Here is a 21621-nt window from a genome sequence, read left to right as displayed (position 1 = left end):
GCGAGTGATGGTGAGACCCCGACGTGTCTTGGCCGCCGGCTTCGCCGTGGTGCTTCCGCTGGCTCTGGCCGCATGCTCGGGTGGGGATCAGCCGTCCCCGAGCGCGGCGCCGGGCGGTGACTGCCCCGCGGATCCGGTGTCGGTGGTGGTGAGTGTCGACCAGTGGGGCGGCATCGTCTCCGAACTCGGCGGACAGTGCGCCACCGTCTCCACTGTGGTCGCGAGCTCCGCGGTCGACCCCCACGACTTCGAACCCGCCCCCAAGGACGCCGCACTGTTCGAGGACGCGCAGCTGATCGTCGTCAACGGCGGCCACTACGACGAGTGGGCGAGCAAGCTGGCCGCCGGATCCGCCCCGGACGCACCGGTGATCGACGCCGTCGCGCTCAGCGGTCCAGCGGCGCACACAGACGAGGGCAACCCGCACGTCTGGTACAACCCCGCGGTGGTGACGGCTGTCGCCGACGCGGTCACCGCCGAACTCGGCAGGCTCGCACCCGATGCCACGGACTACTTCGCCGAGCGCCACGCCGAATTCGGCGACTCGCTGGCGCCGTACCACCAGATCGTCGGATCGCTGCGAGCCACCGCCGGCGGTAAGACCTACGCCGCGACCGAGAGCGTCTTCGACGAGATGGCCGCCGCCGTCGGACTGGTGAACCGCACCCCGCCGGGGTACCAGGCCGCCGCGTCGCATGAGAGTGATCCGTCGCCTGCCGATCTGGACGCGTTCCTGCGGCTGCTGGGCGATCGCGGCGTCGACGTCCTCATCTACAACGTCCAGACGGAAGGGTCGGTGCCACAACAGATCCGGGCCGCCGCCGAGCAGGCCGGGGTGCCCGTCGTCGACGTCACGGAATCCGTGCCGCCCGGCACCACCTCGTTCGAGACCTGGCAGGTCGACCAACTCTCCGCGCTCGCCGAGGCACTTGGTGTCGGCGGCTGAGCCGAATCCCGGGCCGGCGCTGACGTTCCGCGACGTCAGCGTGGTCAGGGGCCGGCACACGGTCTGGTCGCAGGCTGACTTCGACGTGCCCGCGGGTGGTGTCGTCGCGGTAATCGGCAGCAACGGGGCCGGGAAGACCACGCTGCTGCAGGTGGTACTCGGCCTCCTGGCGCCGTCGACCGGCCGTGTCGAGGTGTTCGGCAGACCGCCGGGCGCTGCCAACGGCGAGATCGGTTACGTACCACAGAATTACGGGTCGAACGCCGGCGAGGCCGTGCGCGCGAGAGATGCGGTGATGCTGGGCCTCAACGGGCACCGGTGGGGGCTGGGCCTGGCCTCGCGTGAGGACCGGGCGCGCGTCGACAGGGTGCTGGCCGCGGTCGACGCGACGGGGTTCGCCGACCGGCGGCTCTCGCAGCTGTCGGGTGGTCAGCGGCAACGTGTCGCGCTCGCCGAAGCGCTCGTCGGCCGTCCCAAGATGCTCATCCTCGACGAACCGCTGGCCGCGCTCGACATGCGCAGCCAACACGAACTGGTCGCGCTGGTGAAGACGGTCAACACCGATTTCGGCGTCACCGTGCTGGTGGTCGCGCACGATCTCAACCCGCTGCTGCCGATCCTCACCGGCGCGATCTACCTGCTCGACGGTCACCCGCACTACGACACCCTCGACGGGGTGGTCGACGAGAAACTGCTCACCCACCTGTACGGCGCCGCGGTCGAGGTGGTGCGCACCCCGCAGGGGGATCTCTACGTGCGGAGGATGCTGTGACGACGACACTGGTGGCGCTGTCCTATCAGGACAATTGGTGGCAGATCCTCACGTCCAACTTCATGCGGAACGCGTTGGCGGGTGGCACCATCGTCGCGCTGGCGGCCGGGCTGATCGGATACTTCGTCGTCGTACGCAACACCGCGTTCGCCGCGCACGCGCTCGCCCACATCGGGCTGCCGGGGGCGACGGGTGCTGTACTGCTCGGACTGCCGGTGGCGTTGGGCCTGGGCGTGTTCTGCATCGGGGGCGCCCTGGTGATCGGGGCACTGGGCCGCCGGGCGGCCGACCGGGAGGTGGCTACGGGTACGGTGCTGGCGATGGCGACCGGCCTCGGACTGCTGTTCAACTCCCTGGCGACCCGTAATTCGAGCACGCTGACCAACGTCCTGTTCGGCAATCTGCTGGCGATCACCGGCGAACAGCTCGTGTCGTTCGCGGTGCTGCTCGCCGTGCTGGCCGCCGGTATCGGCCTGATCTACCGCCCGCTGCTGTTCAGCTCCGTCAACGCGCAGGTGGCCGACGCGAAGGGCGTGCCGGTGCGCGCACTTTCGGTCGTGTTCATGGTGCTGCTCGGCCTCACCGTCACGATGGCGGTGCAGGCGGTCGGGACGCTGCTGCTCTTCGCGCTGGTGGTGACACCCGCGGCGGCCGCGATCATGCTGACCGCCCGCCCGGCCGCGGCGATCGCCCTGTCGACGGCGATCAATCTGGTCGCGGTGTGGGCCGGCCTGGCGCTGTCGGCGATGTTCAACGCGCCGCCGAGTTTCATCATCGTCACGATGGCGTGTGGCGTGTGGGCGGTGGTGTGGGCGGTCGAACGCGGACTGCGTTCGTCGGCCGACCGCGTCCTGGTCACCTGACCGCCGCCGCATCGGCTAACGTGGCGGAGCATGTCCAGGAGTCCCGAGCCGCGACGGCATGCGACCCTGGCTTCCCTCGCCGCGGAACTCAAGGTCAGCCGCACCACGATCTCGAATGCGTACAACCGGCCCGACCAGTTGTCGACCGAACTGCGCGAGCGGATCTTCACCGCCGCCAAGCGTTTGGGCTACCCCGGGCCGGATCCGGTGGCGAGATCGTTGCGGACCCGCCGGGCGGGTGCGGTCGGGTTGATGATCACCGAACCGCTGAACTACTCCTTCAGCGATCCGGCTGCACTGGATTTCGTTGCCGGCCTTGCTGAATCCTGTGAGGACGCCGGACAGGGTCTGCTGCTGGTCGCGATCGGACCGAACCGCAGCGTGGAGGACGGTTCGGCGGCCGTGCTGGCCGCGGGCGTCGACGGGTTCGTCGTCTACTCGGCCAGCGACGACGACCCGTATCTGCCGGTGGTGCAGCAACGGCATCTGCCCGTCGTCGTCGTCGACCAGCCCAAGGATGTGCCCGGCACGTCGCGGGTCGGTATCGACGACCGGGCGGCGATGCGGGGAATCACCGAATATGTTCTCGGACTCGGCCACCGGGACATCGGGTTGCTGACGATGCGGCTCGGCCTCGAACGGCCCGAGGACAATCCGCGTCCCACGGTGGCCGCCCCCGAGCGCCTCCGGACACCTCACTTCCACGTGCAGCGCGAGCGCATCGCGGGCGTGTACGACGCGATCGCCGCGGCCGGACTCGACCAGCGGGCGGTCACGGTCGTCGAGAGCTACGAGCACATGCCGACCTCCGGTGGCGCGGCCGCCGAGGTCGCACTGGCCGCCAATCCGCGCCTGACCGCGCTGATGTGCACCGCCGACGTGCTCGCGCTGTCGGCGATGGACTATCTACGCTCGCGCGGCATCTACGTACCGGGGCAGATGACCGTCACGGGCTTCGACGGGATTCCCGATGCGTTGCGCCGCGGCCTGACCACCGTCGTGCAGCCCAGCATCGAAAAGGGGCGCCGCGCAGGCCGGTTGCTGCACCAGCCACCCCGCAGCGGTCTGCCGGCCATCGACATCCTCGACACCGAGATGGTGCGCGGCCGCACCGCCGGCCCCCCGGCCTAGCCACCTCCGCGCTCCGCGAGCGAGCGCCACGATTCCACCGTCGGTCTCAGTGCGTCGACCAGCATCGGCAGTTGCGGCGCCATCGCCAGGCACGCCACCGAGGCGAGCAGCGCCGCCGACTCCGTCACCTCGAGCACCCGCGAGTCGAGTGTGCGCAGCCCGAGCCCGACGGCGGCCGCGTCGTAGGCGGCGCGGCCCTCGGGCCCGACGAGTGCAAGGTCCGACTCCACCGCGCCGAGCGTGACCAGCTCGAAGTCCGACCAGTATTCGCCGCCGGCCGTGACGATCATGTTGTGGAACGGCGCATCTCCGTGGATCGGTTGGACGTCGACGCCGGGGAACGCCGACTCGAACGCTGCCCTGGACGTCACCACCGGCGCAATGCGCTCCCAATTTTGCTGTGCGCGGCGCAGATCCGCGCCGTCGAGTAGGTCGGGATCGCGCTCCAGCTCGGCGAGTGCTTCGGGGATGTAGGTGTCGAACTGCGTGAAGAACTGCAGCCCGTCGCCGTCGTACTCGCGCAGCGCGGCGTGCAGCCGCGCCGTCGACGCGCACCGCTGTTCCCAGTCCGGCTCGGTCTCGCTCACCCCATCGACGTACTGCCAGAACGTCATCGAGAACCCTTCGCGGGCAACGGGTTCGCGCGCAACGAGCGGGCTCGGCGGCACCACCGGCAGTCCGCGGTCGGCCAGCCAGCCCGCCACGGCCAGTTCGGCGCGCTGTTGAGCCGCCTGCCGGTCCGGGTCCGACCGCAGCGAGGGTGGCAGCACCGTCGGCACCCGCACCACGACCGGGGCAGGCGCCAGGTGGACGATGACGGAGAACACGTCGTGGAGCACACGGGGCTCGTCGACGCGCAGGCCGAGGTCGCGCCCGGCGACCGTGGCGGCCGCGAGGGCGCGGGCGGTCCGGTCGGTCAGGTCGTCGGAGGTCAGCACCTGCGCGAGTATCGCCGAGGCTCCCGCCTCGCGTCGAACGGTTATCCGGTCAGGCCCGCCGGGCCGCCAGCAGGTACTCCAGCGCCTCGGCCACGTCCTGCGGCTCGTCCACCCGGTAACCCGCCGCGGTCTCGCCCGGCCCGACCTTCACCCCGATGTCCCCGTCGCGCATCCGGCGGAACGCCTTCTCGTCGGTCACGTCGTCGCCGAGGAACAGCACCGCAGACGCGTCGTGCTGCTCGCGCAGGATGTCCACCGCCTGCCCCTTGTCGGTGTGGATGACGGCGAACTCCTTCACCGCCTTGCCGTCGGTCACCTGCGCATCCCACTGCGCCGCGGCCTCATTCGCGCGGCGCATCGCCGACTCGCCATCGGATTCCGAGGCGTTGCGCACGTGCAACGCGACGCTGGCCGGTTTGAGTTCGGTTGTCACGCCTGGATATTCGGCGGCGATGGCGTCGAGTGTCTGCTTGATCTCGACCAGCAGGGCCTCGGCCCGCGCATCGATCGGCGAGACGAATCCGGTGTCGAACTCCGAGCCGTGGCTGCCGACCAGGTGGATACGGTCGGACATCCCGGAGAGCTCCTTGAGGACCGCCAGGGCGCGGCCTGAGATCAGCGAGACGGTGGTCGCCGGCAGCGCAGCCAGTTCCTCCAGGGCGGCCGACGCCGCGGGCAGTGGGCGGGCGTCGGCGGGGTTGGACACGATCGGCGCCAGCGTGCCGTCGTAGTCGCAGGCGATCAGGAGTCGGGGAAGTCGCGCGGCGCCGTCGAGCGCCAGGCGAAGGTCTGTCGGTAAGCCGTCGGCCACGCGTCAGATCTTAGGGCGGTCACCGTCGCCGATGAGCAGGCGCACCGCCAGATCGAGCCGTTTGCTCACGTCTGTCGCCGAGGCGCGGCGGGTCAGCCACGCCAGCAGGTTCGACAGCCACACGTCGGAGATGACGCGGGCGATGTGGTATTGGTCTTCGGTCGGTTCCCCGTCGCTCATCGCGCGGGCGAACATGGAGTCCATCAGTTTGCCGACGTGATCAACCTCACCGGCCGCGGACGCGTCGGCGAACACGAACGCCCGCGTCATCGCCTCGGTCAGCAGGGGGTTGCGCTGCATCGCGCGGTTGAGCTTGCCGACCATGAAGTTCAGCCGCTGATAGGGGGTGCCGCCGGCGAGCGCGGCGCGGTCGGTCTTGGCGTCGATCCGCTCGAATTCGCGGCCCAGCGCGGACACCAGCAGGTGGACCTTGGACGGGAAGTAGCGGTACAGGGTGCCGACGGCGACGTCGGCACGTTCGGCCACCGCACGCATCTGCACAGCCTCATAGCCACCCTTCGAGGCGATGGCCAGCGTGGCGTCGAGGATCCGCTTGCGCCGCTCCCGCTGCGCTTCGGAGCCGAGTTCGGATTCGGCGAGCACTGCCACGGTCATCACCTCACGTGGCCGAGAGCCCGAACTGCTTGCTGGCGACGACATGCCGTATGACGCTCCTTCATTGCGCGTATCCCCCCAAAACGATACGCATGTCGGGCTCCGTTTTCTCACCTCAGCATCGGTGTGCCACCGACCTGTGCTGCTGCGATGCCAGTCGACTTGACGGTCGAACGCTGGCACCATTAGAACACGTTCTAGTGGGGAGTATGAGCCTTCTCACCCAAACGCGAGGAGTGCGGAAATGACCCAGTCAGTGCTGTCGGGGTCCGGCCCCGGCACCGACGAGCAGTTTGCTGCCCGCGAAATGGTGCGTGACTGGGCCGCCGCGTCCCGGGCGGTGGAAGCCGGGCGCGAGGTGGAGCAGGGCGACGTGGACGCATGGCGCCGGGCGTATGCGGGTCTGGCCGAGCTGGGCATCTTCGGCGTCGCGATCCCGGAGGAGCAGGGCGGTGCCGGCGGCACCGTCGAAGACCTGTGCGCGATGGTCGACGAGGCCGCCGCGGCCATGGTTCCCGGGCCGGTCGCGACCACGGCGCTGGCCACCCTGGTGGTGACCGACCACGGACTGCTCGAGGCGCTCGCGTCGGGTGAACGCACCGCCGGCGTCACGCTGGCCGCCGAGGTGACCGTCGACGGCGGCACCGCCTCGGGTGTCGCGCCACAGGTGCTCGGCGCCGAACCGTCCGGGCTGCTGCTGCTCCCGGCCGGAGACGCGGTGGTGCTCGTCGACGCCGCCGCCGACGGGGTGACGGTCGAACCGCTGACGCCCACGGATTTCTCGCGCCCACTGGCCCGGGTGGTCCTCGACAACGCGCCCGTCACGACGCTCGACGTCACCGCGTCGCGGTTGGCGGACCTCGCGGCGACGCTGCTGGCGGCCGAGGCGGCCGGTCTGGCGCGCTGGCAACTGGTCACCGCCACCGACTACGCCAAGGTCCGTGAGCAGTTCGGCAAGCCGATCGGCAGTTTCCAGGCGATCAAGCACATGTGCGCCGAGATGCTGCTGCGTGCCGAGCAGGTGTCGGTGGCGGCGGCGGATGCCGCCCGCGCGGTGACCGATGCCGACGAGCGGCAGCTGAGCATCGCGGCGGCGGTCGCTGCGGCGGCGGGCATCGACGCGGCGAAGGCCAACGCCAAGGACTGCATCCAGGTGCTCGGCGGTATCGGTATCACCTGGGAGCACGACGCCCACCTGTATCTGCGTCGCGCATACGGTATTTCGCAGTTCCTCGGCGGTCGTTCGCGGTGGCTGCGCCGCATCGCCGACCTGACCCAGCAGGGTGTCCGCCGCGAGCTGCGTATCGATCTCGACTCGGTCGAGGGGCTGCGGCCCGAGATCAGCGCAGCGGTGGCCGACGTCGCGGCGCTGCCCGCCGAGCAGCGGCAGCCCGCGCTCGCCGAGGCCGGTCTGCTCGCCCCGCACTGGCCGAAACCCTTCGGCAGGGCCGCATCCGCGGCCGAACAGCTGTTGATCGACCAGGAATTGGCCCAGGCGGGAGTGTCCCGGCCCGACCTCGTCATCGGCTGGTGGGCCGTCCCGACGATCCTCGAGCACGGCAGCCCCGAGCAGATCGAACAGTTCGTCTCCGCCACGCTGCGCGGTGAGCTGTCCTGGTGCCAGCTGTTCAGCGAGCCGGGCGCGGGTTCGGATCTGGCTGCGCTGCGCACGAAAGCCGTTCGCGACGAGGGAGGTTGGCGGCTGACCGGGCAGAAGGTGTGGACGTCGGCCGCGCACAAGGCGCACTGGGGCGTCTGCCTGGCGCGTACCGACCCCGACGCGCCGAAACACAAGGGCATCACGTACTTCCTCATCGACATGAAGTCGCCGGGCATCGTGATCCGCCCGCTGCGCGAGATCACCGGTGACGAACTGTTCAACGAGGTGTTCTTCGACGACGTCTTCGTCCCCGACGAGATGGTGGTCGGGCAGGTCAACGACGGGTGGCGGCTGGCCCGCACCACACTGGCCAACGAGCGGGTGGCGATGGCGGGCGGCACCGCGCTGGGCAATCCGATGGAGGAACTGCTGCAGACCGTGGCCGAACACGGGATCGACCCGGCCGATCAGGACCGGCTGGGGCAGCTGATCCTGACCGCGCAGGTGGGGTCGCTACTGGATCAGCGCATCGCGCAGAAGGCCGTGGGCGGACAGGATCCCGGCGCGGAAGCCGGCGCCCGCAAGCTGATCGGGGTGCGCTACCGGCAGGGTCTGTCGGAGTTCCGGATGGACCTGTCCGACGGGTCCGGCGCCGTGATCAATCAACAGGTGCACGACTTCCTCAACATGCGCTGCCTGACGATCGCCGGCGGCACCGAGCAGATCCTGCTCACCCTCGCCGGTGAACGCCTGCTCGGGCTGCCCCGGTAGGTCAGCCGAAGGTGGTCTGCGCGCAGGCATCCGGGGTGGTCAGGTTCACCCCGGAGTAGACCACCTGGATGTGGCTGCAGACGATGAACGCCGCCTTGGTAGCCGGCTGGCCGGTGTACCAGTCGGTGGGCATCGAGCTGCCGTCGACCCGGTAACGCTCGATCGGCCCGCCGCCGAACGACGTCACCGAGATCTCGACGTCGCGCAGCGATTTGTACATCTTCGACAGCACGTTGTTGTGGTTGGCGCCCTTGACTTCTCGCGGTGTACCCGCGGGCGCGCTGTACTCGGCTTCCTGCCAGACGTTGCGATCGTTGCTGCGCAGGGTGATGGTCTGGCGCGACCACGCGTCGCCGGGCAGCCCCGTCGGACCGCCCGGTGTCATCAGGTTCGCGGTGGTGTTGAACGCGCACCTGTTGCCGACGCAGTCCGCGCTGACATGCATCTCGATCTTGGTGGCGGGGTCGACGGGGATCGAGGTCAGCGCCGAGTTGGACGCGGCCGCCGCCGTGGCGGGGTGGGTGAGCAGTGCCGTCAGCATTGCCGCCGCACTTGCTGCTGCGAGCCGGTTCATCGTGTTGAAGTTAGCCCTTCGCTACTCGTCGTAGGTGACTTCGACCGAATCCGAGCGGGGCACCGCCTGGCACCCCAGGATCAGGCCTTCGTCGAGGTCGGATTGCTCGAGTACGTCGTTGATCTCCATCGCGACGTCCCCGCTCTTCTTGAGCACCGCGCAGGCGCCGCAGTGGCCCTCCCGGCAGGAGAACGGTGCGTCGAGGCCCTTGTCGAGCAGCACGTCGAGCAGTTTGGCGCTGCGCGGCCAGCGCACCTCGTGGGTCTGCCCGTCGAGGGTGACCACCGCGGTCGCCGGACCCTCGTCGCTGTCGTCCTCCTCGATGACGACGGCAGCGAACGGGTCGGACTCCAGGGACTTGAACACCTCGATGTGGATCTTGTCCGCGGCGGTGCCCGCGCTGGTCAGCGCCTCCTGGGCGGCGGTCATGAAGGGGCCGGGTCCGCAGATGTAGGCGTCGTGGCCGGTGAAGGGAGCGGCCAGGCCGGCCAGCGCGCTCGCGGTGGGCAGTCCCTGGACGGATTCCAGCCAGTGCACGACCGTGAGCCGGTCGGAGTACTTGGCGCTCAGTTCGCGCAGCGCACCGGCGAAGATGACGCCGGACTCGTCGCGGTTGGCGTAGACCAGCACCACTTTTCCGCTGCCCTCGACCAGCGCCGACTTCAGGATCGCCATCATCGGGGTGATGCCGCTTCCTGCGGCCATCAGCAGGAAGTCGGCGTCCAGCGACGTCGGCACGAAGGTGCCCGAGGGCGCCAGCACGTGCATCCTCATCCCGGCGTGGGCGTTGTCGCAAAGCCAGTTCGAGGCGTAGCCGTCCGCGGTGCGCTTCACGGTGACGGTCAGCGGATCGTCGGTGAACGGCGAACTGCTCAGTGAGTAGCAGCGCGCGACGGATCCGGTCCGGTCACTGGGCACCCGCAGCGTGAGGAACTGGCCGGGTGAGTAACGGAGCCGCTCGGCGGGGATGTCGGCGCCGCCGGCGGGGACTTTGAAGACCAGGGACCGGGCGTCGGCGGTCTCCTCGACGACGTCGGCCACCTCCAGTTCGAGCACGTGGCTACCGAGTGGCTCGTCCGTCACGTCGTCGACCGCCCTTTCCGTCATAACTAGAACATGTTACAGAAATGAGCTTCCGCAGGTCCAGCAGCTGCAGCGTTAGGCTGCTCGACACAAATCGTAACGTGTTCTAATCTTTCTACAGCCCCGTTTCAGTCCCGCATCTTGGAGGCAAGCAGTGACGTCCATTGAACAGCGCGACGCGCAGGCGGTCCTCAGCGGCATCGACGACCTGCTGCCCACATTGCGCAAGCGCGCGCCGGAGGCCGAGGAACTGCGCCGCCTGCCCGACGAGACGGTCAAGGATCTCGACGAGCTCGGCTTCTTCAAGCTGCTGCAGCCCGAGCAGTGGGGCGGTCTGCAATGCGATCCCGCGCTGTTCTACGAGGCGGTGCGCCGCCTCGGCAGCGCGTGCGGGTCGACGGGGTGGGTCGCGTCGATCATCGGCGTGCACAACTGGCACCTCGCACTGTTCGACCAGAAGGCGCAGGACGAGGTCTGGGGCGACGATCCGTCGGTGCGGGTGTCGTCGTCGTATGCGCCGATGGGTGCGGGCACCGTGGTCGACGGCGGTTACCTGGTCAGCGGCGCCTGGCAGTGGTCGTCGGGTTGCGATCACGCTACCTGGGCGTTCCTCGGCGGCCCGGTGATCAAGGACGGCAAGCCCGTCGACTTCGGCAGCTTCCTGATCCCGCGCAGTGACTATCGCATCGATGATGTCTGGAATGTGGTGGGCCTTAAGGGAACCGGCAGCAACACCGTCGTCGTCAAGGACGTCTTCGTCCCGCGCCACCGCTTCCTGTCCTACAAGGCGATGAACGACCGCACCGCAGGCGGACTGGAGAACAACACCGCGCCGGTTTACAAGATGCCCTGGGGGACAATGCATCCCACCACCATCACCGCGCCCATCATGGGTATGGCTTACGGCGCGTACGACGCTCACGTCGAGCATCAGGGCAAGCGGGTGCGCGCGGCGTTCGCCGGGGAGAAGTCCAAGGACGATCCGTTCGCGAAGATCCGCATCGCCGAGGCGGCAAGCGATATCGACGCCGGCTGGCGGCAGCTGATCGGCAACGTGGCAGACGAGTACGCGCTGCTGCAGGCTGACAACGAGATTCCGTTCGAGTTGCGCGCCAGGGCCCGCCGCGATCAGGTGCGTGCCACCGCCCGTGCTATCGCGTCGATCGACATGCTGTTCGAGGCGTCCGGCGCCACCGCGCTGAACCTCGACGCGCCGGTGCAGCGGTTCTGGCGCGACGCGCACGCCGGGCGGGTGCACGCCGCCAACGAGCCGGAGCGGGCCTACCTGATTTTCGGCAACGACGCCTTCGGCCTCCCGCCGCAGGACACGATGGTCTGATCGGACGCGATGACTTCCTATATCAAGCAGACCGAGTCCCAGGTCGAGATCACCTTCGAATCCACCTCGCGGTACGCGCAGGTTCGCGATGACATGCGCCTGCACTATCACGAAGCCGGGGTGAGTCACTCGGAGACCGTGGTGCTGCTGCACGGCGGCGGGCCGGGTGCGTCGAGCTGGTCGAACTTCTCGAAGAACATCGAGGTGCTGGCGCGCCACTTCCACGTGCTGGCCGTCGACCAGCCGGGGTACGGCCACTCCGACAAGCACACCGAGCATGAGCAGTACAACCGCTACAGCGCCACCGCCCTGCTGAACCTGTTCGACCATCTCGGCATCGAACGCGCAGCGCTGGTGGGTAATTCGCTCGGCGGTGGCACCGCGGTGCGATTCGCGCTGGACAATCCCGAGCGCGCGGGCCGGCTGGTGCTGATGGGGCCGGGCGGGTTGAGCGTCAACCTCTTCGCACCCGACCCCACCGAGGGCGTCAAACTCCTCGGCCGCTTCACCGCGAATCCGACGCGCGAGAACATGGAGAAGTTCCTGCGCATCATGGTGTTCGACCAGAAGCTGGTGACACCGGAACTCGTCGAGGAGCGGTTCGCGATCGCCAGCAGGCCCGAATCGCTGGCGGCCGCCCGTGCGATGGGGATGTCGTTCGCCGGTCCGGATTTCGAGCTCGGCATGATGTGGCGTGAGGTGTACAAGCTGCGCCAGCGGGTACTGCTCATCTGGGGTCGGGAGGACCGGGTGAACCCGCTCGACGGTGCGCTGGTCGCACTCAAGCAGATTCCCCGCGTCCAACTGCACGTCTTCGGCCAGTGCGGACACTGGGCGCAGCTCGAGAAGTTCGACGAGTTCAACAAGCTGACAATCGATTTCCTCGGAGGCGAGCGATGAGCATCCGGTCACTGGGCTATTTGCGGATCGAGAGCACCGACGTCGGCGCATGGCGCGAGTACGGGTTGAAGGTGCTCGGCATGGTGGAGGGCAAGGGCCCTACCGACGGTGCGCTGTACCTGCGGATGGACGAGTTCCCCGCCCGCCTGGTCATCGTGCCGGGTGAGAACGACCGGCTGCTGCAGTCCGGCTGGGAGACCGCCAACGCCGAAGGTCTGCAGGAGATCCGCCACCGGCTCGACATCCAGGGCACCCCGTACAAGGAGGCCACCGCGGCCGAACTCGCCGACCGCCGTGTCGACGGGATGATCACCTTCGACGATCCGTCGGGCAACACGCTGGAGATCTTTCACGGTGTCGCGCTCGAGCATCGTCGGGTCGTCAGCCCGTACGGTCACAAGTTCGTCACCGAGGAGCAGGGCCTCGGGCACGTGGTGCTCACCACGCGCGACGACGCCGAGACGCTGCACTTCTACCGGGACGTCCTCGGCTTCTACCTGCGCGACTCGATGCGGCTGCCACCGCAGTTGGTCGGCCGGCCCGCCGACGGTGCGCCGGCGTGGCTGCGGTTCCTCGGCGTCAACCCGCGCCACCACAGCCTGGCGTTCATGCCGGGGGAGACCCCCAGCGGCATCGTGCATCTGATGGTCGAGGTGGAGAACGCCGACGACGTCGGCCTGTGCCTCGACCGGGCGTTGCGCCGCAAGGTGAAGATGTCTGCGACGCTCGGTCGCCATGTGAACGACAAGATGCTGTCGTTCTACATGAAGACTCCGGGTGGCTTCGATATCGAATTCGGTTGTGAGGGACTTGAAGTCGAGGACAACGAGGGCTGGATCGCCCGGGAGAGCACCGCGGTGAGCCTCTGGGGTCACGACTTCAGCGTCGGCTTCAAGTAACTGCGCGAGGTCACCGTGACGGACACGACGATCGACCCGCGGACGTTCCGGAATGTGCTCGGGCAGTTCTGCACGGGCATCACGGTGATCACCACGATCCACGATGACGCGCCGGTCGGATTCGCCTGCCAGTCCTTCGCGGCGCTCTCGCTCGAACCGCCGCTGGTGCTGTTCTGCCCGACCAAGCTGTCACGGTCGTGGAAGGCGATCGAGGCCAGCGGCCGGTTCTGTGTGAACGTGTTGCACGAGAATCAGAAAGACGTCTCCGCACGCTTCGGGTCGCGTGAGCCCGACAAGTTCAATGGCCTCGACTGGACGACGTCAAAGCTGGGGTCGCCGGTCATCGACGGCACGCTGGCCCACATCGACTGCACAGTGCACTCGGTGCACGACGGCGGCGACCATCTGGTGGTCTTCGGGGCCGTGCACTCGCTGTCGGACGTGCCGCGCAAGAAACCGCGGCCATTGCTGTTCTACCGCGGCGAGTACACCGGCATCGAACCCGACAAGAATTCGCCCGCCCATTGGCGTGACGACCTCGAGGCGTTCCTGACGGCCACCACTCCGGACACTTGGCTGTAGTTCCCCTGGCAGCTGTCGTTCCCTGGCATATTGACGTCCGTGCCGAACTCGACCGTCGTCTTCGAGGACGCCACCACCCGCATGGCGGTCAACGGCCGCAGAATCCTCACCGAGAGCGCACTGCTGGAGGCGCTGGCGGCCGACGTCAACGAGTCCTCCTTCGTCTCGCCCGAGGATGTCCGCCTGATCGGCGCGCAGTGCGACGAGGGGAGTACGACCGGATGTCGCGCGCGTGGTGGGACATGCTCGACCCGCATCTGCGTGACGGCTGATACCCGCGGTTTCGCCGACCCACCGGGCGGGGTATGCCGACGGTGCATCGGCCGACCCGGTCGATTGCGACCGAAGGAGTACATCGTGAGCGGCACCGACAAAGCCAACAACAAGATCGAGGATCTCGGCGGCAAGGCCAAGGAAGCTTTGGGTAAGGCCACGGGCGACAAGAGCACCGCCAATGAAGGTAAAGCCGACCAGTCCAAGTCCAGCCTCAAGGACGCGGGCGAAAAGGTGAAGGACGCCTTCAAGAAGTAGAGCGGGCTGAGGCCTACGCACGCCGACATTCGGCGATCTCGCGTTGGATGACCTCCACCCGGCCGGCGTCGATGCCCCACGGCTCGTCGACTCCGAGCCGGGTGTCGAGGTCCCACAGCACGCATTCCTCGTCGGTCCGCGCGACCATCGACCACGCGACCACCGTCCTGCGCAACTGCTCGCCGACGGGGTCGGTGGCCGCGGGGACACCCGGCGGTGCACCACCCTCGGGGTGATGGTGCAGGAACCGGCCGTAGGCCGCGCTGCAGAAAGCCGCGTACCGGACGGTGCACAAAATGAAACCGTGCCAGGCCTCGTCGACCGCGCGCGACGGCATTCCGATCACCTGGTCGTCCCATATCGCGGGCGCGCAGCACCGCAGCCACTGGCGCAGACCGGTCTCGACGAGCGCCCGTGGCTGCCATGGGCAGGTCTTGAACACGGCCGGAGGCAGCTCGAGATCCGCGACGGTCGTGCTCACCTGATCAAGCCGATGTCTGTTGCGCCGCAGCACATTTTCACTGTATGCGCCGACGGCGAACACGCGTATGCTTCGAGGTATGAGCGCCACGGCCGTGGTGGTCTGCATCTTGTTGGTGCTGACGGGTTTGGTCATCACGTCGTTCTTCGTCGCCCGCTCCCGGCGGGCTCATGACGCCCGCCCGCACAGGCGGCGCGCCCACTGGGGAAGCGGTTTTGGCGGCGGTTACGGCGGTTACGGCGGAGGCGGCGATTACGGCGGAGGCGGGGGCTGCGGTGGCGGCGGCGGGGGAGAATGACACCTACGGCGCGCCGAGCAGTACGTCGCGCTGGTCGTGGACGCGTTCCCGGATGGCATCCACGACCGCGGCGACCTCCGGCCTGCGCAGCGTCTCGGCCCGGGTAACCAGCCAGTAGGTCAACCGCACCGACGCCGACTGCGGCAGCACCCGCACCAGATCGTCGTGCCGGTCGGCCATGAAGCACGGCAGCAGGCCCAGACCCGCCGCCGCGCGGGTCGCCTCGACATGCACGAAGACGTTGGTCGACGTGACCGACTCCCGCATGGCCGGGGCGAACCCGGTCGCCGAGTCGAGGTCGTCGACCTGCAGCATCGAGTCGATGAAGTAGACCAGCGGATACCGGGCGAGGTCTGCGACGTTGTCGGGCGTGCCGTGTTCGGCGAGGTAGTCGCGTGCCCCGTACAGGCCCAGGCAGTAGTCACCGAGGCGGATCGCCTCGGCGCGGTGCACCTGCGGCTCGCCCACCACCACTTCGATGTCCTGGCCCGAGCGCTGCTGTGACGCGCGACGGGTCGTGGCGACGATCTCGACCGCCACGCCGGGGTGGTCCCGCTGCACTCGCGCGGCGGCCGGCGCCACGATGTGGGCGCTGAATCCGTCGGTCGCGGAAATACGGACGACCCCCTCGAGCGCGCGCCGCCCGGCCGGGTCGACGGTCAGCGACCCCACGGCCGATTCGACGGCCTCGGCGGCGGTGAGCGCCTCACGGCCGAGATCGGTCAGCTCCCAGCCGCCGGCGACGCGGGCCACGAGCCGCCCCCCGATCGACTGCTCCAGCGCCGCGATCCGCCGGGAGATCGTCGTGTGGTTGAGACCCAGTTCCTCCGCCGCGGTGGTGTAGCGGCCCGAACGACCCACCGCGAGCAGGACGAGGAGGTCGTCGGCGCTGGGCCGTCGCCCCGACATTGCGGTCATGTCTGCAGTTTTGCAGATGGCCGCTGCACACTTGACCATTGCCGCCGGGGAAACCTGCATGAATACTCACGTGTATGTGTGGCCAGTCACACTCAGGCGACCGACGTGTCCCCGGTCATGAATGGAGCCAGCAATGAGCACGCCGATTCCGTCCCAACCCGACACCAGCCCCCGCGGGTCGGTCCCGACCGGGCTCAAACGCGTGGTGGTCGCCTCGATGGCGGGCACCGTCGTCGAGTGGTACGAGTTCTTCCTCTATGGCACCGCCGCCACCCTGGTGTTCAACAAGATCTTCTTCTCGGAGACCACCAGCGAGCTGAACGCGATCTTCCTCGCGTTCGCGACGTACGCGGTCGGCTTCGTCGCGCGCCCGCTCGGGGGCGTGGTCTTCGGCCATTTCGGCGACAAGTACGGCCGTAAGAAGCTCCTCCAGTTCAGCCTCCTGCTGGTCGGCGCCGCCACCTTCGCGATGGGCTGTCTGCCGACATACGGACAGATCGGGTACTGGGCGCCGGCGCTGCTCGTCGCGCTGCGGTTCATCCAGGGCTTCGCGGTCGGCGGGGAGTGGGGCGGCGCGGTGCTGCTGGTCGCCGAGCACAGCCCGAACAGGGAACGTGGCTTCTGGTCCAGCTGGCCGCAGGCCGGTGTGCCCGTGGGCAACCTGCTCGCCACCGTGGTGCTGCTCGTCCTGACCACCACCCTCCCCGAGACGTCGTTCCTGTCGTGGGGCTGGCGTGTGGCGTTCTGGCTGTCGGCCGTGGTCGTGCTGATCGGGTACTACATCCGGACCAAGGTCACCGACGCCCCCATCTTCGTGGCCGTGCAGCAAGAGGTGGAGCAGGCCAAATCCACTTCGTACGGTGTGGTCGAGGTGCTCAAGCGCTACCCGCGCGGAGTGTTCACCGCGATGGGTCTGCGGTTCGGCGAGAACATCATGTACTACCTGGTGGTCACCTTCTCGATCACCTATCTGAAGGTGCAGGTCGGCGCCGACACCAGCGACATCCTCTGGTACTTGCTGGTGGCGCACCTGATCCACTTCGCGGTCGTGCCGCTCGTCGGCCGGTTGTCGGACCGTTTCGGCCGCCGCCCGGTGTATGTGGTGGGCGCGGTCCTCGGCGCGACGTGGGGCTTCTTCGCTTTCCCGATGATGAACAGCGGGAACTATGTCGTCGTGACGGCCGCGGTGAGCATCGGTCTGATGATCCACGCGCTGATGTACGCGCCGCAGCCGGCGATCATGGCCGAGATGTTCCCGACCCGGATGAGGTATTCCGGTGTCTCCCTTGGCTATCAGGTCACCTCGATCGTGGCCGGATCGGTGGCGCCGCTCATCGCGGTCAAACTGCTGGACATCTACGACTCGTCGGTGCCGATCGCGATCTATCTGGCAATCGCTTGTGCCATCACGTTGGTCGCGGTCTTCTTCACCCGTGAGACCAACGGCATCGACCTGCACGACCTCGACGTGGCCGACCGGGAGGACCTCGCCCGGGTGGCGGCCTCGAGAACCGGCGCATGAGGGATCTCGCCGGACGGACCGCGCTGGTGACGGGCGGTGCGAGCGGCATCGGTGAGGCGTGTGCGCGTGAGCTCGCCGCGCGGGGCGCGACCGTGACCGTCGCCGACCGCGACGAGACCGCCGCGACCGCGCTGGCCGACGAGATCGGCGGCAACCCGTGGGTGGTGGACCTGCTCGACGTGTCGGCGCTGGAGAGCCTGGCGCTGGACACCGACATCCTGGTCAACAACGCCGGCGTGCAGCGCATCGACCCGATCGTCGACTTCGCGCCGGAGAACTTCCGGATGCTGATGACGTTGATGGTCGAGGCGCCGTTCCTGCTCATCCGTGCGGCTCTGCCGTACATGTACGCCCAGAAGTTCGGCCGGGTCATCAACATCTCGTCGGTGCACGGTCTGCGCGCCTCGGAGTACAAGGTCGGCTACGTCACCGCCAAGCACGCGCTGGAGGGGCTGTCGAAGGTGACCGCGCTCGAAGGCGGGCCGCATCAGGTCACCAGCAACTGCGTGAACCCCGGCTATGTGCGGACCCCGCTGGTCACCAAACAGATAGCCGATCAAGCCAAGGTGCACGGCATCGGTGAGGATGACGTGGTGACCGACATCCTGCTCAAGGAGAGCGCCATCAAGCGCCTCGTCGAACCGACCGAGGTGGGGTCGCTGGTGGGCTGGCTGGCCTCCCCGCAGTCCGGCATGGTGACCGGGGCGGCCTACACGATGGACGGCGGATGGAGCGCGCGGTGAGCGAAGCGCAGTGGGTGCCCACCGACGAGGACATCGCGGGTGCCCGGGTCACCGACTTCGCCCGGTTCGTGCAGCAGCGCACCGGCGCCGACGTCTCCGACTACCACGCCCTGTGGCAGTGGTCGGTCGACGACCTCACGGGGTTCTGGAGGGCGCTGTGGGAGTATTTCGACCTCGGCGATCCGCCAGCCGAGGTGCTCGCCGGTGATGCGATGCCGGGGGCGCGCTGGTTTCCGGGGACGCAACTGAACTACGCCGACCAGGTTCTCCGGCACGCCCGCACCGACCGGCCGGCCATCCTCTACGTCGCCGAGGGCGGCGAGGTCACCGAGTGGTCGTGGGACGAAATGCTCGCCCAGGCGGCAGGATTCGCCCGCACACTGCAGTCGATGGGCGTCGGTCCGGGTGACCGCGTCGCGGGGTATCTGCCCAACGTGCCCGAAGCCGTCATCGCGTTCCTCGCCACCGCCAGCATCGGGGCCATCTGGAGCGCCTGCGGTCAGGACTACACCGCGAAGGCCGCGCTGGACCGGCTCGGGCAGTTGGAACCGGCGGTCCTGATTGCGGCCGACGGCTACCGGTTCGGCGGTAAGACCCATGACAAGACGGCCGACGTCGCCGCGCTGCGGGCCGGATTGCCGACGGTCCGGGGGGCGGTCCTGGTGCCACGTATCGGTGCCGCGGCGCCGGAGGGGGATTGGCTGGACTGGGAGACGGTGACCGCCGACGGCGGCACGCTGGAACCGGTCGCCGTCGACTTCGACCACCCGCTGTGGGTGCTGTACTCCTCCGGCACGACCGGCCTGCCCAAGGGTATCGTTCACGGTCACGGCGGTGTGGTGGTCGAACACCTCAAAGCCGTTGCACTGCAATCGGATATCGGCGCGGCGGACACATTCTTCTGGTTCACCAGCCCGAGCTGGATGATGTGGAACTTCCAGGTGGCCGGCCTGCTGGTCGGGGCGACGATCGTCTGTTACGACGGCAGCCCGACGTATCCGGCGGCCGACACGCTGTGGCGCATCGCCGCCCAGGTGGGCGCGACGGTGCTGGGCACCAGCCCCGGGTACGTGCTGGCGTGCGACAAGGCGGGTGCCGTACCGCGCAAAGAACACGACCTGGCCGCGCTGCGCACCGTCGGGATCACGGGTTCGTCGCTGCCGCCGGCATCGGCGCTGTGGTTGCGGGACAACGTCGGTGAGCACGTGCAGGTGGCGTCGATCAGCGGCGGCACCGATGTGGTGTCGGCGTTCATCGGCGGTGTGCGCACCGTCCCGGTGTGGCCCGGTGAGCTCTCGGCGCCCTACCTCGGCGCCGCCGTCGAGGCGTGGGACACCTCGGGGCAGCCCGTGCGTGGTGAGGTCGGCGAACTCGTCGTCACCAAACCGCTGCCGTCGATGCCGGTGAAGTTCTGGAATGATCCCGACGGAACCCGTTACCGCGATGCGTATTTCGAGATGTTCCCGGGAGCGTGGCGGCACGGCGACTGGATCACCATCACCGACCACGGCAGCGTCGTCGTGCACGGACGGTCGGATTCAACGCTCAACCGCCACGGCATCCGGATGGGCAGCGCAGACATCTATCAGGCCGTGGAGCGGATACCGGAGGTCGCCGAGGCGCTGGTGATCGGCGCGGAGCAGCTCGACGGCGGCTACTGGATGCCGCTGTTCGTCACGCTGACCGACGACGCCGAACTCACCGACGAGCTCAAAGACCGTATCCGCCAGACGATTCGCACCGAGGTGTCGCCCCGACACGTACCCGACGACATCGTGCTCGCACCCGGCATCCCGCACACCCGCACCGGCAAGAAGCTCGAGGTGCCGATCAAGAAGCTTCTCCAGGGCGGTGACCCGGCGCGCGTGGTGGAGCCGACCGCCGTCGACGATCCGGCGCTGCTGGACTGGTATGTCACGCAGCGGCGAACGTGAGGCCCCGGAACGTCAGCGCAGCCAGGCCCCGATCCGGCGCAGCGCCTCGGTGATGTCGGCGGTCGGTCCGGCGAACGACAGCCGGACGAACGAGCCGCCGTGCACGGTGTCGAAGTCGATGCCCGGTGCGATCGCCACACCCGTGTCCGCCAACAGCGTCGCGCAGAACGACAGCGAGTCGTCGGTGAGATGCGAGACGTCGGCGTAGACGTAGAACGCGCCGTCGGTCGGGGCCAGCCGGTCGATGCCCATGGCGCGCAACCCGTCGAGCAGTAGCCGGCGGTTGTCGGCGTAGTGCGCCAACAGACCGTCGGCTTCCGCGGTCGACTCGGGTGTGAAGGCGGCGAGCGCGGCGTGCTGGGCCAGTGCGGGAGGGCAGATGGTGAAGTTGCCGGTGAGCCGATCAACGGCGCGGCGCAGTTCGGCAGGCACGAGCAGCCAGCCCAGCCGCCAGCCCGTCATCGCGAAGTACTTGGAGAAGCTGTTGACCACCACGGCGTTTCGTGACGTCTGCCAGGCGCAGCTGGTCGGGGGAGCGCCGTCGTAGACCAAGCCGTGGTACACCTCGTCGCTGATCAGCCGGACGCCGGTCGCCTCACACCACGTGGCGATCGCCGCCAACTCTTCCGGCGGGATCACGGTGCCGGTCGGATTCGCGGGGCTCGCGACGATCACGCCCTGCACCGGCGGATCGAGCGCGGCGAGCATCGCGGCGGTCGGCTGGAAGCGGGTCTCGGCGCCGCACGGGAGCTCGACGACCTCGCAGCCGAGCGCGGTGAGGATGTTGCGGTAACAGGGATAGCCGGGGCTGGCGATCGCCACCCGGTCGCCGACGTCGAAGCAGGCGAGGAACGTCAACAGGAAGCCGCCGGACGACCCCGTCGTGAGAATGACGTCGTCGGTTTCGACCGTGAGCCCGTACCGATCGGCGTACCTTCCGGCGATCGCGGCGCGCAGTTCCGGGATACCGAGCGCGACGGTGTAGCCGAGCTGGTTGCGGTGCAGCGCGTCGACGGCGGCCTCGCGTACGGCGGCGGGGGCACCCGCGCTGGGCTGGCCCGCCGACAGGTTCACCAGATCGCCGTGGGTCCGCTGGCGTTCCGCGGCGGCCAACCAGACGTCCATGACATAGAACGGCGGGATGCCGGCGCGCAGCGCCACGCTCCGGTGCTCTGTGCTTTTCGCGTGCGCTCCACTCACCAGTCGAGGCTAGAACATCGGTATCGGTGGGCGGCGACGCCGGCGACACCGCCGGACCGTTGTCTGGGGCGACCGTTGTCTGGCGCGCCGCTGTCTCGACTGCCCGCCTCGTAGCGACACTGTCGCTCATAGCCGGGCAACTCCGCCTATCGTCCTCCGGCGCGTACAGC

Annotated in this window: 22 protein-coding genes; 14 read left to right on the top strand and 8 right to left on the bottom strand. The window is 68.6% G+C overall.

Annotation, left to right across the window (positions count from 1 at the left end):
- Positions 1–7 precede the first annotated feature (7 nt).
- Genes I7X18_RS24610 through I7X18_RS24595 form a run of 4 tightly spaced genes read left to right on the top strand, consistent with a single transcriptional unit; the run spans position 8 to position 3712 of the window.
- Positions 8–946 carry a metal ABC transporter solute-binding protein, Zn/Mn family gene (locus I7X18_RS24610; RefSeq protein WP_193046869.1) on the top strand — a complete coding sequence of 313 codons (939 nt, stop codon included), beginning with the start codon at positions 8–10 and terminating at the stop codon, positions 944–946.
- On the top strand, positions 933–1718 hold the full coding sequence (locus I7X18_RS24605; RefSeq protein ID WP_193046598.1) for a metal ABC transporter ATP-binding protein: 786 nt from the start codon (positions 933–935) through the stop codon (positions 1716–1718). The genes I7X18_RS24610 and I7X18_RS24605 overlap by 14 nt, the downstream gene beginning before the upstream one ends.
- The gene (locus tag I7X18_RS24600) at positions 1715–2581 is read left to right on the top strand and encodes a metal ABC transporter permease (protein WP_193046597.1); all 867 of its coding nucleotides are present in this window, start codon (positions 1715–1717) and stop codon (positions 2579–2581) included. The genes I7X18_RS24605 and I7X18_RS24600 overlap by 4 nt, the downstream gene beginning before the upstream one ends.
- A gap of 30 nt (positions 2582–2611) precedes the next feature.
- Entirely contained in the window at positions 2612–3712 is a 1101-nt protein-coding gene (locus tag I7X18_RS24595; protein WP_193046596.1) for an Rv3575c family transcriptional regulator, read from the top strand.
- On the opposite strand, the gene I7X18_RS24590 is transcribed toward I7X18_RS24595, so the two are convergent.
- From I7X18_RS24590 to kstR, 3 genes are read right to left on the bottom strand one after another with little or no spacing between them, the layout of a single operon-like run.
- A complete protein-coding gene (locus tag I7X18_RS24590) occupies positions 3709–4650 on the bottom strand; it encodes a phosphotransferase (RefSeq protein ID WP_193046595.1) in 942 nt (313 codons plus the stop codon). The two genes, I7X18_RS24595 and I7X18_RS24590, sit on opposite strands and share 4 nt — an antisense overlap.
- Before the next feature lie 49 nt (positions 4651–4699).
- Entirely contained in the window at positions 4700–5461 is a 762-nt protein-coding gene (otsB, locus tag I7X18_RS24585; protein WP_193046594.1) for a trehalose-phosphatase, read from the bottom strand.
- A 3-nt stretch (positions 5462–5464) separates the two neighbouring features.
- Complete coding sequence (gene kstR, locus I7X18_RS24580; protein ID WP_193046593.1) at positions 5465–6121, bottom strand: cholesterol catabolism transcriptional regulator KstR; 657 nt, start codon at positions 6119–6121, stop codon at positions 5465–5467.
- A gap of 199 nt (positions 6122–6320) precedes the next feature.
- Between kstR and I7X18_RS24575 the strand changes: the two genes are divergently transcribed.
- Positions 6321–8447 (top strand): acyl-CoA dehydrogenase family protein, encoded by a 2127-nt coding sequence (locus tag I7X18_RS24575; protein WP_193046592.1) that lies wholly within the window; start codon positions 6321–6323, stop codon positions 8445–8447.
- A gap of 1 nt (position 8448) precedes the next feature.
- Here I7X18_RS24575 and I7X18_RS24570 read toward each other — a convergent pair whose 3' ends face one another.
- Together I7X18_RS24570 and I7X18_RS24565 are read right to left on the bottom strand one after the other, a co-directional pair.
- Positions 8449–9021, bottom strand: a complete 573-nt coding sequence (locus I7X18_RS24570) for a hypothetical protein (RefSeq protein WP_193046591.1) — start codon at positions 9019–9021, stop codon at positions 8449–8451.
- 21 nt (positions 9022–9042) lie between these two features.
- Positions 9043–10104, bottom strand: a complete 1062-nt coding sequence (locus I7X18_RS24565; RefSeq protein WP_269751324.1) for a ferredoxin--NADP reductase — start codon at positions 10102–10104, stop codon at positions 9043–9045.
- 154 nt (positions 10105–10258) lie between these two features.
- Here I7X18_RS24565 and hsaA point away from each other — a divergent pair, with 154 nt between their 5' ends.
- The 5 genes from hsaA (at position 10259) to I7X18_RS24535 (ending at position 14355) form a co-directional block, all read left to right on the top strand.
- Positions 10259–11443: a 3-hydroxy-9,10-secoandrosta-1,3,5(10)-triene-9,17-dione monooxygenase oxygenase subunit gene (gene hsaA / locus I7X18_RS24560; protein WP_193046589.1), complete on the top strand. Its 1185-nt coding sequence runs from the start codon at positions 10259–10261 to the stop codon at positions 11441–11443.
- A gap of 9 nt (positions 11444–11452) precedes the next feature.
- Positions 11453–12343 carry a 4,5:9,10-diseco-3-hydroxy-5,9,17-trioxoandrosta-1(10),2-diene-4-oate hydrolase gene (gene hsaD / locus I7X18_RS24555; protein ID WP_193046588.1) on the top strand — a complete coding sequence of 297 codons (891 nt, stop codon included), beginning with the start codon at positions 11453–11455 and terminating at the stop codon, positions 12341–12343.
- Positions 12340–13242 carry an iron-dependent extradiol dioxygenase HsaC gene (hsaC, locus tag I7X18_RS24550; RefSeq protein WP_193046587.1) on the top strand — a complete coding sequence of 301 codons (903 nt, stop codon included), beginning with the start codon at positions 12340–12342 and terminating at the stop codon, positions 13240–13242. The genes hsaD and hsaC overlap by 4 nt, the downstream gene beginning before the upstream one ends.
- 15 nt (positions 13243–13257) lie before the next feature.
- On the top strand, positions 13258–13824 hold the full coding sequence (hsaB, locus tag I7X18_RS24545; RefSeq protein WP_193046586.1) for a 3-hydroxy-9,10-secoandrosta-1,3,5(10)-triene-9,17-dione monooxygenase reductase subunit: 567 nt from the start codon (positions 13258–13260) through the stop codon (positions 13822–13824).
- 357 nt (positions 13825–14181) lie between these two features.
- Positions 14182–14355, top strand: coding sequence for a CsbD family protein (locus tag I7X18_RS24535; RefSeq protein WP_193046868.1), 174 nt, complete (start codon positions 14182–14184; stop codon positions 14353–14355).
- A gap of 13 nt (positions 14356–14368) precedes the next feature.
- Here the strand turns inward: I7X18_RS24535 and I7X18_RS24530 are convergent, their stop codons facing one another.
- Positions 14369–14836: a UCP032817 domain-containing protein gene (locus I7X18_RS24530; RefSeq protein WP_232375322.1), complete on the bottom strand. Its 468-nt coding sequence runs from the start codon at positions 14834–14836 to the stop codon at positions 14369–14371.
- A gap of 79 nt (positions 14837–14915) precedes the next feature.
- Here I7X18_RS24530 and I7X18_RS24525 point away from each other — a divergent pair, with 79 nt between their 5' ends.
- Positions 14916–15134, top strand: coding sequence for a hypothetical protein (locus I7X18_RS24525; protein ID WP_193046584.1), 219 nt, complete (start codon positions 14916–14918; stop codon positions 15132–15134).
- 3 nt (positions 15135–15137) lie between these two features.
- Here the strand turns inward: I7X18_RS24525 and I7X18_RS24520 are convergent, their stop codons facing one another.
- Complete coding sequence (locus I7X18_RS24520) at positions 15138–16052, bottom strand: LysR family transcriptional regulator (RefSeq protein ID WP_226863724.1); 915 nt, start codon at positions 16050–16052, stop codon at positions 15138–15140.
- 133 nt (positions 16053–16185) lie between these two features.
- On the opposite strand from I7X18_RS24520, the gene I7X18_RS24515 reads away from it, so the two are divergent.
- From I7X18_RS24515 to I7X18_RS24505, 3 genes are read left to right on the top strand one after another with little or no spacing between them, the layout of a single operon-like run.
- Positions 16186–17574: an MFS transporter gene (locus I7X18_RS24515; protein ID WP_193046583.1), complete on the top strand. Its 1389-nt coding sequence runs from the start codon at positions 16186–16188 to the stop codon at positions 17572–17574.
- Positions 17571–18317: an SDR family oxidoreductase gene (locus I7X18_RS24510; RefSeq protein WP_193046582.1), complete on the top strand. Its 747-nt coding sequence runs from the start codon at positions 17571–17573 to the stop codon at positions 18315–18317. Before I7X18_RS24515 ends, I7X18_RS24510 begins: the two co-directional genes overlap by 4 nt.
- Complete coding sequence (locus tag I7X18_RS24505) at positions 18302–20251, top strand: acetoacetate--CoA ligase (protein WP_226863722.1); 1950 nt, start codon at positions 18302–18304, stop codon at positions 20249–20251. Before I7X18_RS24510 ends, I7X18_RS24505 begins: the two co-directional genes overlap by 16 nt.
- 12 nt (positions 20252–20263) lie before the next feature.
- Here the strand turns inward: I7X18_RS24505 and I7X18_RS24500 are convergent, their stop codons facing one another.
- Positions 20264–21376: a pyridoxal phosphate-dependent aminotransferase gene (locus tag I7X18_RS24500; RefSeq protein WP_193046866.1), complete on the bottom strand. Its 1113-nt coding sequence runs from the start codon at positions 21374–21376 to the stop codon at positions 20264–20266.
- Positions 21377–21621: the final 245 nt, after the last annotated feature.

Source organism: Mycolicibacterium baixiangningiae (assembly GCF_016313185.1).
Lineage (GTDB): Bacteria > Actinomycetota > Actinomycetes > Mycobacteriales > Mycobacteriaceae > Mycobacterium > Mycobacterium baixiangningiae.
This window is presented reverse-complemented; position numbering and strand designations above follow the sequence as displayed.